Origin of the sequence: Marivita sp., assembly GCF_048006345.1 — a bacterium.
Lineage (GTDB): Bacteria > Pseudomonadota > Alphaproteobacteria > Rhodobacterales > Rhodobacteraceae > Marivita.
In genome coordinates, this window is sequence record NZ_CP180351.1 from 3205228 (window position 1) to 3218946 (window position 13719).

Sequence of the window (13719 nt, forward strand, 5' to 3'; positions counted from 1 at the left end):
TTCAGAAGAACTCCCGCAGATTCATGCCGTCATAAAGGCTGGCAACGTCGTCTGCATACCCGTTGAACATCAGGGTCGGTTCACGCTTGGCGAAAAGACCACTGCCGATGCGACGTTCCGTGGCCTGCGACCAGCGCGGATGATCCACCTCGGGGTTCACATTGCTATAGAAGCCGTATTCACGAGGATTGGCGACGTTCCAGCTTGCAGGTGGTTCGTCTTCCACCAGAGAAATGCGAACGACGGACTTGATCGACTTGAACCCGTATTTCCATGGCACGACCAAACGCATTGGAGCGCCATTCTGTTTGGGGATGTCACGGCCATAAATGCCGGTGGCCATCATCGTCAGGGGGTGCATCGCTTCGTCAAGGCGCAGGCCTTCGACATAGGGCCAGTCGAGAACGCGGCTGGAGACCCCCGGCATTTCTTCAGGGCGCAGCGCGGTTTCGAAGGCGACGTATTTCGCACTGGACTGGACACCGACCCAGTTCAGCAGATCGGCCAACTCAAACCCGTTCCACGGGATGACCATCGACCACGCCTCCACACAGCGGAAGCGGTAGATACGTTCTTCAATAGTCATCTGGGACAGGATGTCGGCAAAGCTGTAATCGCCGGGTTTGTCCACAAGGCCGTCGATCCGCACGGTCCAGGGATCAATGGTCAGCGCCTGCGCATAGCGTGCCGGGTCTTCCTTGCCGGTGCCGAACTCATAATAGTTGCAGTAGTTGGTGATCTCTTCCCAGGCGTTCGGTTCCAGAGACTCCTGCGCTTTTGCGCCGATTGGCAGCGCGCCTGCAATGCCACCCGCTGCGAGGCCTGCCATCAATTGCCGACGGTTCAGGAAAGCCGAGTACGGGGTCACGTCCTCTGCGCTGAGTGTGTTCTTCCAACGATATGCCATGGGATCCTCTTCGTCCGTGTTCCACATGGATATAGACGCAGAGGATCAATCGACCAAACCAACTTGTCTCACGTGTGCGTGGCCGTTTTGAAATGTTTTGAAACCGCGAAAACGGATACGTGACCGCGACCTCAGACGTCAGGCTTCGATCATGTCGACGCGCGTCGCGTGACGGCCGCCTTCAAATTCTGCGTTCAGAAAGGCATCCACGATGTCCAGTGCCAGCCCTTCGCCAACGACCCGCGCGCCAAGGGACAGCATGTTGGCATCGTTGTGCTGTCGGATCATCCGCGCCGAGAACACGTCAGAGCAAACACCACAGCGGATGCCTTTGACCTTGTTCGCGGTCATCATGATGCCTTGCCCTGTGCCGCACAGAATAATGCCGAGGGTGCAGTCACCCGACGCCACACGTTCGGCGGCGGCCTGTCCATGCAAGGGATAATGGGTGCTTTCCGGTGTGGTGGGGCCGATATCGACCACATCCCAGCCCTGCGCTGCGATATGTTTGGCAACGGCCTGCCGCAGGTCGATTGCCGCGTGATCGCTGGAAAGAACGATGCGTTTTGTGTTGGTCATGGCAGGCGATCCCGATCAAGACTGTCGATGATGGCCTTGGACCAGAAGCACGCGGTCGCGTCAATTGCCCCGTGACCTGACGCTTAGCCGTCGCGGGCATTCGGCACGGCGGCAACCAGTTCCACGGTGTTCCCGTCTGGGTCGCGCGTGAAAAGCCCGCGCCAGCCGACCCAGTCGAAATCCTGAAACCTTGCGGGAAGGCCCTGCATTTCCAACCAGAGCTTGGCAGCATCCTGTTCCGCCCATGGAAGGCTCAGCGCGATGTGATGCAGCGTGGATGGGTCACTGACGACGGGGGACGGGTCTGTGTCCTCGAACAGAGCAAGCACGGCAGTATGTCCGCCGTAGCTTTCGCCAAGATGAAAGAACGTGATCCTCTGCGGTGGACCGGCCCGCCGTCCGTCGGGAAGAACCTCGAGGCCGAGCACGGTCTCGTAGAATGCAACCATTGCCTCGTAGTCCCGACAGCGGATCGCAATCTCGCCCAGGGCACGGGGTGTGAACCCCCGCGTCACGCCTGCACCGCCTGCGGCCAAAGATCGGACATGAGAATACTGCGCCCATCAGGTTGAACCACGCGCACGTGGATGCGGCGCATCAGTCGCGGTTCCGCCACACCGACGGAATGAGCGATGGTCTCAACCTCCTTGATGATCTCTTTGGCATAGGCGGCCACACGCAACTCTTTGTCCTCGACCACCAAACCGGACTGGAAGCGCGGATTGTGAGTCGTGATCCCCGTGGGGCAGGTGTTGCGATTGCACTTGAGCGCCTGAATGCAGCCCAGTGCAAACATGAAGCCGCGCGCCGAGGTCACAAAATCCGCGCCTGTCGCCAGCGCCCACGCGACATCGCCGGGGTTGACCAGCTTGCCACTGGCGACCAGCGGAATGCGGTCCCGCAACCCATGCCCATTGCGCAGGTTGGCCACCATCGGCAGCGCCTCGCGGATGCTCATGCCCACGAGATCGATCAACGGCATCGGGGCTGCGCCGGTGCCGCCCTCTCCACCGTCCAGAGTGATGAAGTCCGGGGCCATATCAGCGCCCCGCGTCTTGATCGCATCGAAGAGACCGGCAATCCCCTCTTCCGACCCGACACACATCTTGATCCCGGTAGGCTTGCCCGTGATGTCGCGAACACGGGCGATCATGGTCAGCAGATCATCCCAATCGTCCACCTCTTCATGGCGGTTGGGCGAAATGCTGTCTTTGCCCACGGGAATCCCCCGCACCTGCGCGATTTCGGGCGTCACCTTTTCGCCGGGCAAGATGCCCCCCTTGCCGGGCTTGGCACCTTGGCTCAGCTTGATCTCGAACATGCGCACCGTTTCATGCGCCGCGATGTCTCGCAGCTTGCCCTCTTCCAGCCGCCCATCCGCATCGCGCACACCGTACTTGGCTGTGCCGATCTGGAAGACGATGTCGCAACCGCCCTCCAGGTGATACGGCGACAAACCGCCCTCGCCCGTGTTCATCCAAATGCCTGCCCGCTTTGCCCCGCGACTCAGAGCACGCACGGCAGGCTTGGAAATCGCGCCGTAGCTCATGCCGGACAGATTGAAGAAGGACGTGGCTGTATAAGGGATACGCGCATTGGGCCCGATGACCTTGGGTTCCGACTTTGCGAACTGGTTGTCGATCGGCGGGAAGGGCGCATTCACGAAAATAGGGGTGCCTACGATCGCTGTGTTCCGGGTCGACCCGAAGGCGACAGTGTTGCCATGACCCTCGGCAGATCGCTTGACCCATTCGCGCTGTGCCCGGTTGAAGGGCAGTTCTTCGCGATCCATCGCAAAGAAATACTGACGGAAGAATTCGCCCAAAGTCGAAAACAACGACCGGAACCGCCCCAGCACCGGATAGTTGCGCCGGATGGCATCACTCGTCTGCGTCCGGTCGATGATCCCCAGCACAATCGCGGCAAGGACGATCAATCCGATCACTCCGACAAACAAGAGCGCCAGAAAATTCAGTGCATACATGGCGACGCCCATAACGACCTCACATTCAATTCATTGCATCTATATAAAGGAACACGTTAGACTGATCCCAACGATCCCAGCTTACGGCAAGGCTTGCCACAAAAGGAGACCCCATGAAACGTCTGCTCGCCACACTCGCACTGACAATCGCGGCATCCTCGGTCTCGGCTGCGGATATGATCACCTATGACACGGATCAGTCTTTTGACGACGTCACCTTCGGGCTCGAAAACGCGATCCTGGATGCAGGGCTTGTGATCGACCACATCAGCCACACGGGCGACATGCTGGAACGCACCAAGGGCGATGTCGGGTCGGACGTCACGCTGTTCCTGCACGCGGATGTTTACAGCTTTTGCTCCGCCAAGCTGTCCCGCGACGTGATGGAGGCCGATCCCATGAACATCGTCTTCTGTCCCTACGACATTTTCGTCATGGTCCGCCCAGAGACCCCGGATGTGACAACCATCGGATTCCGCACCTTCCCGGACGGCGCGATGAAGACAATCGAAGCGCTTCTGGATGGCATCGCAAAGGCTGCAATCGGGCTTGAATGATGACGGATCACTAACGCCTGATCACAAGAATTTCAGTTGAAATGGCAATAACTTGCGGCTTAGGCGGCAAGCGCTTTTTGTCAAGCGGTATCGGCGGATTCCCCCGCAGATCCAAACACCCTCGGCCTGCGTTAAAGGTTCAGATGTGCGAGACACATCGCAACGCTTTTTACAAAGGACGACACACATGTTTCGTAAGACAACAATCGCCCTCACAACTGCCGCTTCGCTGCTGGCAGGCACCGCATTCGCCGGAGGTCACTCCAAGGATATCGTCGACACCGCCGTTGATGCAGGCACCTTCGGAACCCTCGTCGCTGCGGTTCAGGCTGCTGGGCTGGTCGACACGCTGAAGGGCGAAGGCCCGTTCACCGTATTCGCACCGACCGACGAAGCTTTTGCCGCTCTGCCGGAAGGCACAGTTGAAAACCTGCTTCTGCCGGAAAACAAGGATCAGCTGGTCGCCATTCTGACGTACCACGTGATCCCTGGCAAAGTGATGTCGACAGACCTCACCGATGACATGGAAGCCGCAACCGTTCAGGGTTCTTCCGTGACCATCGACCTCGACAACGGTGTGATGGTTGAAAACGCCAACGTGACAACCGCCGACATCGAAGCATCGAACGGCGTGATCCACGTCATTGACACGGTGATCCTGCCGGAAGGCTAAAAACGTCGCGCGCAAGCGCAATCAAGGGCGGTCTTCGGACCGCCCTTTTTCGTGTTTCCTCGGCTTTGTCCGTCCTTTGAAACGCCGCTTGAGGCGGGACATCAATGCCGTAAGCTGGGCGCATGTTCGACGAGCTTCGCAAAAACGGATTTGATGTTGAGACCCGCAACCATGCGGGGGCCATCCTGTCCGTCGATTTTCCCGAAATCGCTGGCGAGCTTGAATCCGCACTACAGGATCTGAGCATACCGGCCGAGGAACTGATCGGCTCTGGCGGCGGTGAGGCTCCTTCGACCCAAAGACTGCGCAAGCGGCTCTACGAGGAAAACTGGCCCAAACACAGCTTCGACTTCCGCATGATCGTCGACGGGCGCGAAACCGTGTCCAACAGCCACGAGATTGACCACATCCGCAGCACGCCCTTGGGAAAGGTCGCTTTGGAAATCGAATGGAACAACAAGGATCCGTTCTTTGACCGCGACCTGGAAAACTTTCAGCGCCTTCATGCGCAATCCGCGATTTCCGTCGGCATCCTGATCACGCGGGGCGCCAGCCTTCAGGACGACATGCGGGGCATCATACAGCGTTGCATCGAAAAACACGGTTTCATTGACGAGGCCGAGATGGTGGAAGCGTTTGGCATGAAGGATCGCACCAAACGTCAACGCGATGCGGTTCAGCGGATGATCGACCATCACACGCCCTTTGCCGAAGCCTTTGCCAAGCATTTTGTCAGCGACAAGTTTGGCGCGGCCACGACACATTGGCAAAAGCTGAAGGACCGGATCGACCGGGGTGTGGGGAATCCCTGTCCGCTTCTTCTGATCGGATTGCCCGCGTCCATCATCAAGAGCTGAGCGAGGAGCGGCGAGGATGATGCGTCATCGCATCATCCGTTTCGATTGATCGAAACGCCCCTACTCTGCCGCCACGCCGGAATTGTGTTTGTAGGTCTTCCACGTCGGTTTGTAATCGTCGTCCGCCTGGTTGCCCCAGACAGTCCAGCCATCCCGCTTGCCACGCCCGAACAGTTCCAGATACGGCCCCCAGGAACAGCTTTCGATAATCTTGTACTGCTCATCCGGCTTGCGGCTATGCTCACGCTTACGGGTCTTGAGCACGTCGCCATCCGGTTCGTCGGCTTCGATGTAGTTCACCTGCGACCGGCCCGGCCCCAATGTCCGCACATCCTTCCCGCGCACCCCGAACAGCAGGATTTCCGTCACATTGCGGAAATAGAATCCAACACCCCGGCCATCCGGCCCGCCATCCTTGCGCACTTTTTCCCAGATGATGTTCGACTTGTATTCAAATCCCCACGCTTTCAGCACCTGAAGCCCCTCTGGCAACAGTGCGTTGGGCACCCAAAGATAACAATGTGCGCGATCTTCAAGATGCTCCGCCACGGGCAGCGCGCAGATCTCATCAAGCTCCATCGTGGGATAGCGCGCCAGACGTTTGTGCTCGGGCGCGACCTTGCCGGTGCGGTTCTGGAACCGCCACGGCGGGTCCGCCATGACGGTGGCAAAACGGTCGTCGCCCAGAAAATTGCGCAGATCGTCCGCAGCTGTCATGACTCACCTCTTATTGTGGGTTCACACCTGTCTAAATCAATATTTGGTATCGGGCAAACAAAGATCACAGGCTGTCCACAGCGATTTTGTGGGCAAACCCTTAACGATTGGCAAAGATGGAAAAGGCGGGGTCTCCCCCGCCTCTTCTTTGCCACTTCGATCAAAGCTTAATGCACCACGGCATCATCCGGGCGCGGCCTGTTCGACGCGGCCACGCGATCCCCAATGATCAGGCCTTCAGCCCCCGCTGTCACGGGCACCAAATCCCCATCCGCGATGTCACCCGCCAGCAGCATCTCCGCCAGCGGATCCTGCAACGCCCGCTGGATCACCCGCTTGAGCGGACGTGCCCCGAACACCGGGTCGTACCCTTCGTCCGCCAACCACTTGCGGGCGGCATCGTCCAGTTGCAGGTCGATCTTGCGCGCGGCAAGCCGCTTGAGCAGGCGCGCCATCTGGATATCGACGATTCCGTTCATATCCTCGCGCTTGAGGCGGTCGAAGATCACGGTCTCATCCAGACGGTTCAGGAACTCGGGACGGAAATGCGCCCGCACCGCGTCCATCACGTCGCGCTTGGCCTGACTGGGGTCAGCGCCATCGGGCAACTGGCTCAGCGCCTGCGACCCGAGGTTCGACGTCAATACGATCAGCGTCTGCTTGAAGTCCACGGTCCGGCCCTGACCATCGGTCAGCACCCCGTCATCAAGCACCTGCAACAGCACGTTGAACACATCCGGATGCGCCTTTTCGACCTCGTCAAACAGCACAACCTGATATGGTCGCCGCCGTACTGCCTCGGTCAGGACGCCGCCCTCATCGTAGCCGACATAGCCCGGAGGCGCGCCGATCAGACGGGACACAGCGTGTTTCTCCATGAACTCCGACATGTCGATCCGCACCATGGCGTTGTCGTCGTCAAACAGGAATTCCGCCACCGCCTTGGTCAGCTCAGTCTTACCCACGCCAGTCGGCCCCAAGAACAGGAAGCTGCCAAGCGGACGGTTCTCGTCGTTCAGACCAGCCCGTGCCCGCCGCACCGCATTCGCGATCGCCCGAACCGCCTGATCCTGTCCGATGACCCGCTTGTGCAGACCCTCTTCCATCCGCAAAAGCTTGTCGCGTTCGCCTTCCAGCATCTTCGACGTCGGAATACCGGTCCAGCGTTCGACAACGGCGGCAATCTGTTCCGGGCGCACCGCTTCCTCAACCATGACGCCGTCGTCATTGCTTTCGGTCTCGGCCAGCTTTTTCTCAAGCTGCGGGATCACGCCGTATGACAGCTCACCCGCCTTGGCCAGGTTGCCCTCACGCTTGGCGATCTCAAGCTCGGCCCGCGCCTTGTCGAGCTGCTCTTTCACATCGCGTGCCGAAGCCAGCTTGTCCCGTTCCGCCTGCCACTTCGCCGTCATTTCCGCAGACTTCTCCTGCAGATCGGCAAGGTCTTTTTCCAGCTTGGCCAGACGGTCCTTCGAGGCCTGATCGTCCTCCAGACGCAGGGCTTCCACCTCGATCTGCTTTTGCAGGATGTCGCGGTCCAGCGCGTCCAGTTCTTCAGGTTTGCTGTCCACTTCCATCCGCAGACGCGACGCCGCTTCGTCCATCAGGTCGATGGCTTTATCCGGCAGGAACCGATCCGTGATATAGCGATGCGACAGGGTTGCCGCGGCCACCAAAGCGCTGTCCGAAATCCGCACGCCGTGGTGCAGTTCGTACTTTTCCTTGATGCCCCGCAGGATCGAGATCGTGTCTTCGACCGTGGGCTCCGACACCATCACAGGCTGGAACCGACGGGCCAAAGCCGCGTCTTTCTCGACATGCTTGCGATATTCATCAAGCGTGGTTGCACCGATACAATGCAGTTCGCCCCGTGCCAAAGCAGGCTTGATCAGGTTGGCCGCATCCATCGCGCCATCGGCCTTACCGGCGCCCACCAGCGTGTGCATCTCGTCAATGAACAGGATGATTTCGCCCGCAGCAGCCGTCACTTCGGACAGAATGCCTTTCAGACGTTCCTCGAATTCACCGCGATACTTCGCACCGGCGATCAGCGCGCCCATATCCAATGCCAACAGACGTTTGTTGCGCAGGGATTCCGGCACGTCGCCATTGACGATGCGCAACGCAAGACCTTCGGCAATCGCAGTCTTACCCACGCCCGGCTCCCCGATCAGAACGGGGTTGTTCTTGGTCCGGCGGCTGAGCACCTGCATGGCGCGACGAATTTCATCGTCCCGGCCAATGATCGGGTCGATTTTGCCTTCGCGGGCACGTTCGGTCAGATCAAGCGTGAACTTCTTCAGCGCTTCGTACTGATCTTCCGCGCTGGCGCTGTCGGCAGTCCGGCCCTTGCGAATGTCATTGATCGCAGAATTCAGCGCCTGTGCGTTCACCGCACCCGCCTCAAGCGCTTCTTGCGCCGGGCTTTTGACCATAGCCAAAGCCATGAGGATCCGCTCGACCGGCACAAAGCTGTCGCCAGCTTTCTTCGCGATCTTTTCCGCCTCGTCGAGCACCTTGCCCGTCGCGCTGTCAAGATACACCTGTCCGGCATCGCCCGACACTTTGGGGATTTTGGCAAGCTTGCCGTTCAAAGCCTGAACAACCCGCTGCGGCGCACCGCCAGCGCGCTGAATGAGGTTGGAGGCCAACCCCTGCTCATCGTCCATCAAGGCTTTGAGGATATGTTCGGGCGCCAACCGTTGATGGCTTTCCCGCATTGCAATGGTCTGGGCAGCCTGAATGAAGCCGCGCGACCGCTCCGTGAACTTTTCTAAGTTCATGGCCTTCTCCTTCTTGTTAAGCGCCCCGGTTCCGGACCCCCGCTTCGCGGCAAATCCGTGTGTGGGCCTTCGCCTATCAAGATGGAAACCCACACGCTCCGCTTCAAGACCCTGTGACAGGAAGTGACCCGGTTTCGGTGCCCGGAACCTTTATTCCGTCAAGCGCGTTCCCATTTCATTAACATAGATCAAACAGAACCGAGCAGTTCGATGCCCTACACAGCCAATGCAACCAACATCATTCACGAAGCCAAAACCGGCATGTTCGAAGCCCATGTCACGGTCGAAAGCGCCCTTGGCACAACCTGCCATGTGGTCCATGTGCCCGGACCCATCTCGATGCCCTTTGAGGCATTGCGCCCGGCACTGATCCGCATTGCGATCGACCAGCACAAAAAGGGCCAGTTCGTGTCCCGCGTCGTGCCCGCCGACAGCCCCGGCGTCCTTGCCTATCGCAACCTGTTTTCCGGACCAAGCCTTCTGGACAAATTCTTCGGCCGCGCCGCTTGACCTCAGACACGGCGCCCGCCTAGAAGGCACACGTTTGCCTGAAAGGACTTTGCCCCATGTCTGACGACCGCCTGATTGTTGCTCTGGACGTTCCCAACGCCTTGGATGGTCTTCACTTGGCGGAAAAGCTGGGCGATGCAGTGTCGTTCTACAAGATCGGTCTCGGGATGCTGACCGGCGGCGGTCTTGCACTGGCCGACGAACTCAAGAAAGAACACGGCAAGCGCATCTTTCTTGACATGAAACTTTTCGACATCGGAGCAACGGTCGAAGCCGCCGTGCGCGGGCTGGCACAATTCGATCTCGATTTCCTGACGGTGCATGGCGACCCCTATGTCGTTCGCGCGGCGAAGGAAGGTGCAGCGGGTTCAGATCTCAAGATCCTTGCGGTGACCATCCTCACATCGCTTGAACGGAGCGATCTGGACTCAGCAATGATCAAGGATGGTGCCGTTCCAGACCTTGTGGTCGAACGGGCTGGCCGGGCTTTTGATGCCGGTGCCGACGGCGTCATTTCATCCCCAAACGAAGCCGCCCTGATCCGTGCCCTACCGGAATCCAAAGGCCGACTGATCGTGACCCCCGGCGTGCGTCCGGCTGGTGCCGACTTGGGTGACCAGAAGCGCGTCGCGACCCCGGCAAATGCCGTCAAGAACGGTGTCGACCACATCGTCGTCGGACGCCCGGTCTGGAAAGCCGCCGATCCGCGTGTTGCTGCCGAGGCCATCGTGGCCGAAATGCAGTCCCCACAGGCGACTCAGCCGAACGCGTGATCCAGATAGCGTTGGACCATGGCCGCGAAATGCGGGATCGCCTCTCGATCGCGGACGTAATCCGCAGGATCAACAAGAAGCCAACCCTGCCCCTCTGACCCGAACACGATTTGGGCCTGTGCATCGGTCGGCAGATGTGCGGCAAAGAACACACCGCGTTCGAACTGGTGCTGCCAGACAAGATCGCTGGGCGTCAGCGACAGACCAACTTCCTCAACGGTCTCGCGCAACACACACTCGACCGCGGACTCCTCGCCGTCTCGCCCACCCCCGGGCAGATCAAGCCGGCCCGGCCACGGGATGTCCGGCTTCTCGTCCCTGCGCAGAACGACGATCCGGTCGCCAATGAACAGGATAAGCTTTGCTCCGCCGAAATCCTGCATGATCCTGCCTTTTGTCTGACCCACGCCGGGTGTACCCTGTCGAGGCTCGTTCGGATACCCAACCCATGCCTGCCCTCTGCCGCGATTGCCTGACCGAATTCGATGCCGGTGCCCGCTGCCCCGCGTGCCGCAGTCCGCGCGTCATTGCGCATCCCGAGCTTTACGACCTGAGCATTGCGCATATGGATTGCGATGCGTTCTATGCCTCTGTCGAAAAGCGCGACAATCCGGAACTCGCTGACAAACCGGTGATCATCGGCGGCGGTCGGCGCGGTGTCGTGTCCACCGCCTGTTATGTTGCGCGGATCAAGGGCGTCCGCTCTGCCATGCCGATGTTCAAGGCCCTTCAACTCTGCCCTGATGCGGTGATCGTCAAACCGCGCATGGACGCCTATGTCGAAGCCTCGCGCGCCATCCGGCAGTTGATGGAGGAATTGACCCCCGCCATCGAACCGCTGTCGCTGGACGAGGCCTTCATCGACCTGACCGGGACCACCCGCCTGCATGGTCACCCACCCGCCGTGATGCTGGCGCGGCTTGACAAACGCATGCGTGATGAATTGCGGCTGACCGGGTCCATCGGGCTGAGCCACAACAAGTTCCTCGCCAAGATCGCCTCGGATCTCGACAAACCACGCGGTTTTTCCGTGATCGGGAAGGCCGAAACCCAATCCTTTCTCAAGCCCAAACCCGTCCGCATGATCTGGGGCGTTGGCACCGCGACGCAAGACGCGCTGGACCGCGCGGGCATCCGCACCTTTGACGATCTCTTGCGCTGGGACCTTGATGATCTGACCCATCGCTTTGGCAGTATGGGCCACCGCCTCTACCATCTCGCGCGCGGACAGGATCAGCGCCGCGTGTCGGCGCACAGCCCTATGAAATCCATCTCGAACGAAACCACGTTCAACGAAGATACCAATGACCCCGACCTCTTGGATGGGCATCTCTGGCGGATGTGCGAAAAGGTGTCAGACCGCGCCAAGGCCAAAGGTCTGGCCGGGCGCGTGGTGACCCTGAAGCTCAAGAAATCGAATTTCACGCTGGTGACGAAACGCATGTCGCTCAGCGATCCGACCCAGATTGCCGACCGCATCTATCGCACCGCCCGCGCGCTTTTCGATCAGGTCGGCGACCAAGGCCCCTACCGCCTTCTGGGCGCGGGGATCAGTGACCTGAGCACCGCCGAAGGCGCCGATGTCTCCGGGGACCTTCTTGACCCGCAAAGCACCAAACGCGCCATGGCAGAACGGGCCACCGATGCGATCCGGGAAAAATTCGGTCCGGACGCGATCCTCAAGGGTCGTGCCCTGCGCTGAGGATCACATCAACTGGTTTTCCTCGTCGATGGCCGAAATTCCGAGCGCCTCCAGACCAGCTTCAAGATGGTCCGCAAGATGCGGCGTCCCGATCAGGTAGTCCGCCGTCGGTGTCGTGGCTTCGTTCATCGCGGTCTCGAACGCCTCGTCCCATTCCTCGACCTCGAACGCGCCGCGCCCGATCCACATGACCGTGACCAAAGCCGCCTGCTCTTCCTCGTCCATCCGGTCGATGAAGCCGCGCATCTCACCCTCGGCGCGATCCAGCTCGCGCGCCATCACGATGACGGCGGCCACCTTGTTTGCACTGATATGTTCCATCTCGAATCTCCCATGCCGTTCACTGAAACATGGGCGCGAAAGGAATCTTTGACTTTGATCTTACGCAAACAGCCGATAATAGAGCCAATCCGGCAAGAACTGGCTGCCCCGGAACACCCATGAAAACAGTGTCGGAAAGCTGCGTTTGAACGCGTCCGTGTTCATGTGCTCGAAGAATTCGCGCGCGGCGTCTTCGGGCTCCATGATGAAGGGCATTTTGAAATCATTCTTGTCGGTCAGACGGGTTTTCACAAAGCCGGGATTGACCAATTGCACCCGCACGTTGGTCTTACGCAGATCGGCATAAAGCGACTCTGCCAAAGTCATCACCCCAGCCTTCGACGAGGTATAGGCCGCAGCACCCGGAAGACCGCGGAACCCAGACAACGATCCCGTCAGAACGATATGCCCGGCATCCCGCTCAACGAATTTCGGAACAACAGCCCCCATCAAACGCATCGCGCCTGTGAAATTGATGTCGGCCATCGCTGTCGCCTGGTCCGCATCCCAGTTGTTGGCTCCAAACGGCCAATAGACCCCGGCGATCTGGACAACTCCGTCAATGTCGCCCACCGCCGCGGCAGCGGCTTTGACCAACTCCGCATCGGAAACATCGACAGTCACGACATCTGCTTTGCCGGGAAGGCTGGCCGCCAGTTCCCGCAGCTTGTCCTCACTGCGGGCAGACAACACGAGATGGACGCCCGCCGCACTCATCTTGTGCGCCAGAGCCGCGCCGAGGCCTTCGCTTGCCCCGACCAACCAATACCGTTTGCCTGCCCACTCTATCACGCCGCTTCCTTCCTACGCATCGTGGCCACAAGTTCGGCCACTTTGATTCCATACTTCCGAAACTGGCTGCGGTTCACGATAGTTCCATTGGGCGCAAGATACATCCAGTCCGTGGTATCCAGAACATGCCCGCCCTGCTCTGCAGGTAGCTTGTATTTGTATTTGAGCTGCACCGTCGGCCCGCTTTGAACGCCTTGACCTTCGCCGACGACATCCGACGCTGTTGCGCGAATATGACCGTCATTGCCCAGCGTCAAATTCCACTCGCGCAGCACTTCGTCACCGCTGTCGTAGAGGAAACGCTCTTTCATGACGCCGGTGTTGCCAATCCAAGCTGCATCGAAATCACCAACAAAGCGCGAGGTGACGCGCCCGGTGGGACCGTAGATCACGCCTTCGCAAATGATTTCACCATTAAGATGCGTGCGCAGGTCAAACGCATCGCCGGGGGCATTCAGATAGTCAGACGGAACCTGCCCGTAAAACCCGAAATACCTGTTCTTCAGGTATCCGAGGATGAGCATCAGGCTTGCTCCGAGAAAAACGAGAAAGACAGTCTCCATG

16 protein-coding genes are annotated in these 13719 nt (G+C 59.4%); 6 read left to right on the top strand and 10 right to left on the bottom strand.

The genetic code is table 11. The features are described 5' to 3' along the window. Position 1: 1 nt before the first annotated feature. The 4 genes from msrP to ACMVPR_RS15695 all read right to left on the bottom strand — a co-directional run bounded on the left by msrP (position 2) and on the right by ACMVPR_RS15695 (position 3482). The gene (gene msrP, locus ACMVPR_RS15680; RefSeq protein ID WP_416883638.1) at positions 2 to 907 is read right to left on the bottom strand and encodes a protein-methionine-sulfoxide reductase catalytic subunit MsrP; all 906 of its coding nucleotides are present in this window, start codon (positions 905 to 907) and stop codon (positions 2 to 4) included. A gap of 138 nt (positions 908 to 1045) precedes the next feature. After that, the gene (rpiB, locus tag ACMVPR_RS15685; RefSeq protein ID WP_416883639.1) at positions 1046 to 1486 is read right to left on the bottom strand and encodes a ribose 5-phosphate isomerase B; all 441 of its coding nucleotides are present in this window, start codon (positions 1484 to 1486) and stop codon (positions 1046 to 1048) included. Positions 1487 to 1569: 83 nt separating this feature from the next. Next, on the bottom strand, positions 1570 to 2001 hold the full coding sequence (locus ACMVPR_RS15690) for a VOC family protein (protein ID WP_416883640.1): 432 nt from the start codon (positions 1999 to 2001) through the stop codon (positions 1570 to 1572). Continuing rightward, on the bottom strand, positions 1998 to 3482 hold the full coding sequence (locus ACMVPR_RS15695; RefSeq protein WP_416883641.1) for an FMN-binding glutamate synthase family protein: 1485 nt from the start codon (positions 3480 to 3482) through the stop codon (positions 1998 to 2000). Before ACMVPR_RS15695 ends, ACMVPR_RS15690 begins: the two co-directional genes overlap by 4 nt. Before the next feature lie 101 nt (positions 3483 to 3583). On the opposite strand from ACMVPR_RS15695, the gene ACMVPR_RS15700 reads away from it, so the two are divergent. From ACMVPR_RS15700 to ACMVPR_RS15710, 3 genes are all read left to right on the top strand, one after another. Beyond that, the gene (locus ACMVPR_RS15700) at positions 3584 to 4027 is read left to right on the top strand and encodes a DUF302 domain-containing protein (protein WP_300584578.1); all 444 of its coding nucleotides are present in this window, start codon (positions 3584 to 3586) and stop codon (positions 4025 to 4027) included. Between the two features lie 187 nt (positions 4028 to 4214). Then, entirely contained in the window at positions 4215 to 4700 is a 486-nt protein-coding gene (locus tag ACMVPR_RS15705) for a fasciclin domain-containing protein (protein WP_416883642.1), read from the top strand. Positions 4701 to 4822: 122 nt separating this feature from the next. Continuing rightward, positions 4823 to 5557 carry a BglII/BstYI family type II restriction endonuclease gene (locus tag ACMVPR_RS15710; protein ID WP_416883643.1) on the top strand — a complete coding sequence of 245 codons (735 nt, stop codon included), beginning with the start codon at positions 4823 to 4825 and terminating at the stop codon, positions 5555 to 5557. A 60-nt stretch (positions 5558 to 5617) separates the two neighbouring features. Here ACMVPR_RS15710 and ACMVPR_RS15715 read toward each other — a convergent pair whose 3' ends face one another. Together ACMVPR_RS15715 and clpB are read right to left on the bottom strand one after the other, a co-directional pair. Beyond that, a complete protein-coding gene (locus ACMVPR_RS15715) occupies positions 5618 to 6274 on the bottom strand; it encodes an MT-A70 family methyltransferase (protein WP_292270602.1) in 657 nt (218 codons plus the stop codon). A gap of 167 nt (positions 6275 to 6441) precedes the next feature. Then, the gene (gene clpB, locus ACMVPR_RS15720) at positions 6442 to 9057 is read right to left on the bottom strand and encodes an ATP-dependent chaperone ClpB (RefSeq protein WP_416883644.1); all 2616 of its coding nucleotides are present in this window, start codon (positions 9055 to 9057) and stop codon (positions 6442 to 6444) included. A 210-nt stretch (positions 9058 to 9267) separates the two neighbouring features. Between clpB and ACMVPR_RS15725 the strand changes: the two genes are divergently transcribed. Together ACMVPR_RS15725 and pyrF are read left to right on the top strand one after the other, a co-directional pair. After that, positions 9268 to 9567 (top strand): hypothetical protein, encoded by a 300-nt coding sequence (locus ACMVPR_RS15725; RefSeq protein WP_300584572.1) that lies wholly within the window; start codon positions 9268 to 9270, stop codon positions 9565 to 9567. 56 nt (positions 9568 to 9623) lie between these two features. Next, positions 9624 to 10340, top strand: coding sequence for an orotidine-5'-phosphate decarboxylase (pyrF, locus tag ACMVPR_RS15730; protein WP_416883645.1), 717 nt, complete (start codon positions 9624 to 9626; stop codon positions 10338 to 10340). Here the strand turns inward: pyrF and ACMVPR_RS15735 are convergent. Further along, a complete protein-coding gene (locus ACMVPR_RS15735) occupies positions 10325 to 10747 on the bottom strand; it encodes an NUDIX hydrolase (protein WP_416883646.1) in 423 nt (140 codons plus the stop codon). The genes pyrF and ACMVPR_RS15735 overlap by 16 nt on opposite strands. A 41-nt stretch (positions 10748 to 10788) precedes the next feature. On the opposite strand from ACMVPR_RS15735, the gene ACMVPR_RS15740 reads away from it, so the two are divergent. Further along, positions 10789 to 12042 carry a DNA polymerase IV gene (locus ACMVPR_RS15740; RefSeq protein ID WP_416883647.1) on the top strand — a complete coding sequence of 418 codons (1254 nt, stop codon included), beginning with the start codon at positions 10789 to 10791 and terminating at the stop codon, positions 12040 to 12042. 3 nt (positions 12043 to 12045) lie between these two features. Here the strand turns inward: ACMVPR_RS15740 and ACMVPR_RS15745 are convergent, their stop codons facing one another. Genes ACMVPR_RS15745 through ACMVPR_RS15755 form a run of 3 tightly spaced genes read right to left on the bottom strand, consistent with a single transcriptional unit; the run spans position 12046 to position 13718 of the window. Next, entirely contained in the window at positions 12046 to 12363 is a 318-nt protein-coding gene (locus ACMVPR_RS15745; protein WP_416883648.1) for a DUF3775 domain-containing protein, read from the bottom strand. 60 nt (positions 12364 to 12423) lie between these two features. Beyond that, positions 12424 to 13155 carry an SDR family NAD(P)-dependent oxidoreductase gene (locus ACMVPR_RS15750; RefSeq protein ID WP_416883649.1) on the bottom strand — a complete coding sequence of 244 codons (732 nt, stop codon included), beginning with the start codon at positions 13153 to 13155 and terminating at the stop codon, positions 12424 to 12426. Next, complete coding sequence (locus ACMVPR_RS15755) at positions 13152 to 13718, bottom strand: DUF3833 family protein (protein ID WP_292269617.1); 567 nt, start codon at positions 13716 to 13718, stop codon at positions 13152 to 13154. Before ACMVPR_RS15755 ends, ACMVPR_RS15750 begins: the two co-directional genes overlap by 4 nt. Position 13719: the final 1 nt, after the last annotated feature.

Excerpts from the sequence above, each read along its gene's own strand:
- ACMVPR_RS15725 (WP_300584572.1), top strand. The coding sequence starts at position 9,268 with ATGCCCTACACAGCCAATGCAACCAACATCATTCACGAAGCCAAAACC.
- ACMVPR_RS15710 (WP_416883643.1), top strand. The coding sequence starts at position 4,823 with ATGTTCGACGAGCTTCGCAAAAACGGATTTGATGTTGAGACCCGCAAC.
- ACMVPR_RS15705 (WP_416883642.1), top strand. The coding sequence starts at position 4,215 with ATGTTTCGTAAGACAACAATCGCCCTCACAACTGCCGCTTCGCTGCTG.
- ACMVPR_RS15740 (WP_416883647.1), top strand. The coding sequence starts at position 10,789 with ATGCCTGCCCTCTGCCGCGATTGCCTGACCGAATTCGATGCCGGTGCC.
- ACMVPR_RS15745 (WP_416883648.1), bottom strand. The coding sequence starts at position 12,363 with ATGGAACATATCAGTGCAAACAAGGTGGCCGCCGTCATCGTGATGGCG.
- ACMVPR_RS15715 (WP_292270602.1), bottom strand. The coding sequence starts at position 6,274 with ATGACAGCTGCGGACGATCTGCGCAATTTTCTGGGCGACGACCGTTTT.
- clpB (WP_416883644.1), bottom strand. The coding sequence starts at position 9,057 with ATGAACTTAGAAAAGTTCACGGAGCGGTCGCGCGGCTTCATTCAGGCT.
- ACMVPR_RS15755 (WP_292269617.1), bottom strand. The coding sequence starts at position 13,718 with ATGGAGACTGTCTTTCTCGTTTTTCTCGGAGCAAGCCTGATGCTCATC.
- msrP (WP_416883638.1), bottom strand. The coding sequence starts at position 907 with ATGGCATATCGTTGGAAGAACACACTCAGCGCAGAGGACGTGACCCCG.
- ACMVPR_RS15695 (WP_416883641.1), bottom strand. The coding sequence starts at position 3,482 with ATGGGCGTCGCCATGTATGCACTGAATTTTCTGGCGCTCTTGTTTGTC.
- pyrF (WP_416883645.1), top strand. The coding sequence starts at position 9,624 with ATGTCTGACGACCGCCTGATTGTTGCTCTGGACGTTCCCAACGCCTTG.
- rpiB (WP_416883639.1), bottom strand. The coding sequence starts at position 1,486 with ATGACCAACACAAAACGCATCGTTCTTTCCAGCGATCACGCGGCAATC.
- ACMVPR_RS15700 (WP_300584578.1), top strand. The coding sequence starts at position 3,584 with ATGAAACGTCTGCTCGCCACACTCGCACTGACAATCGCGGCATCCTCG.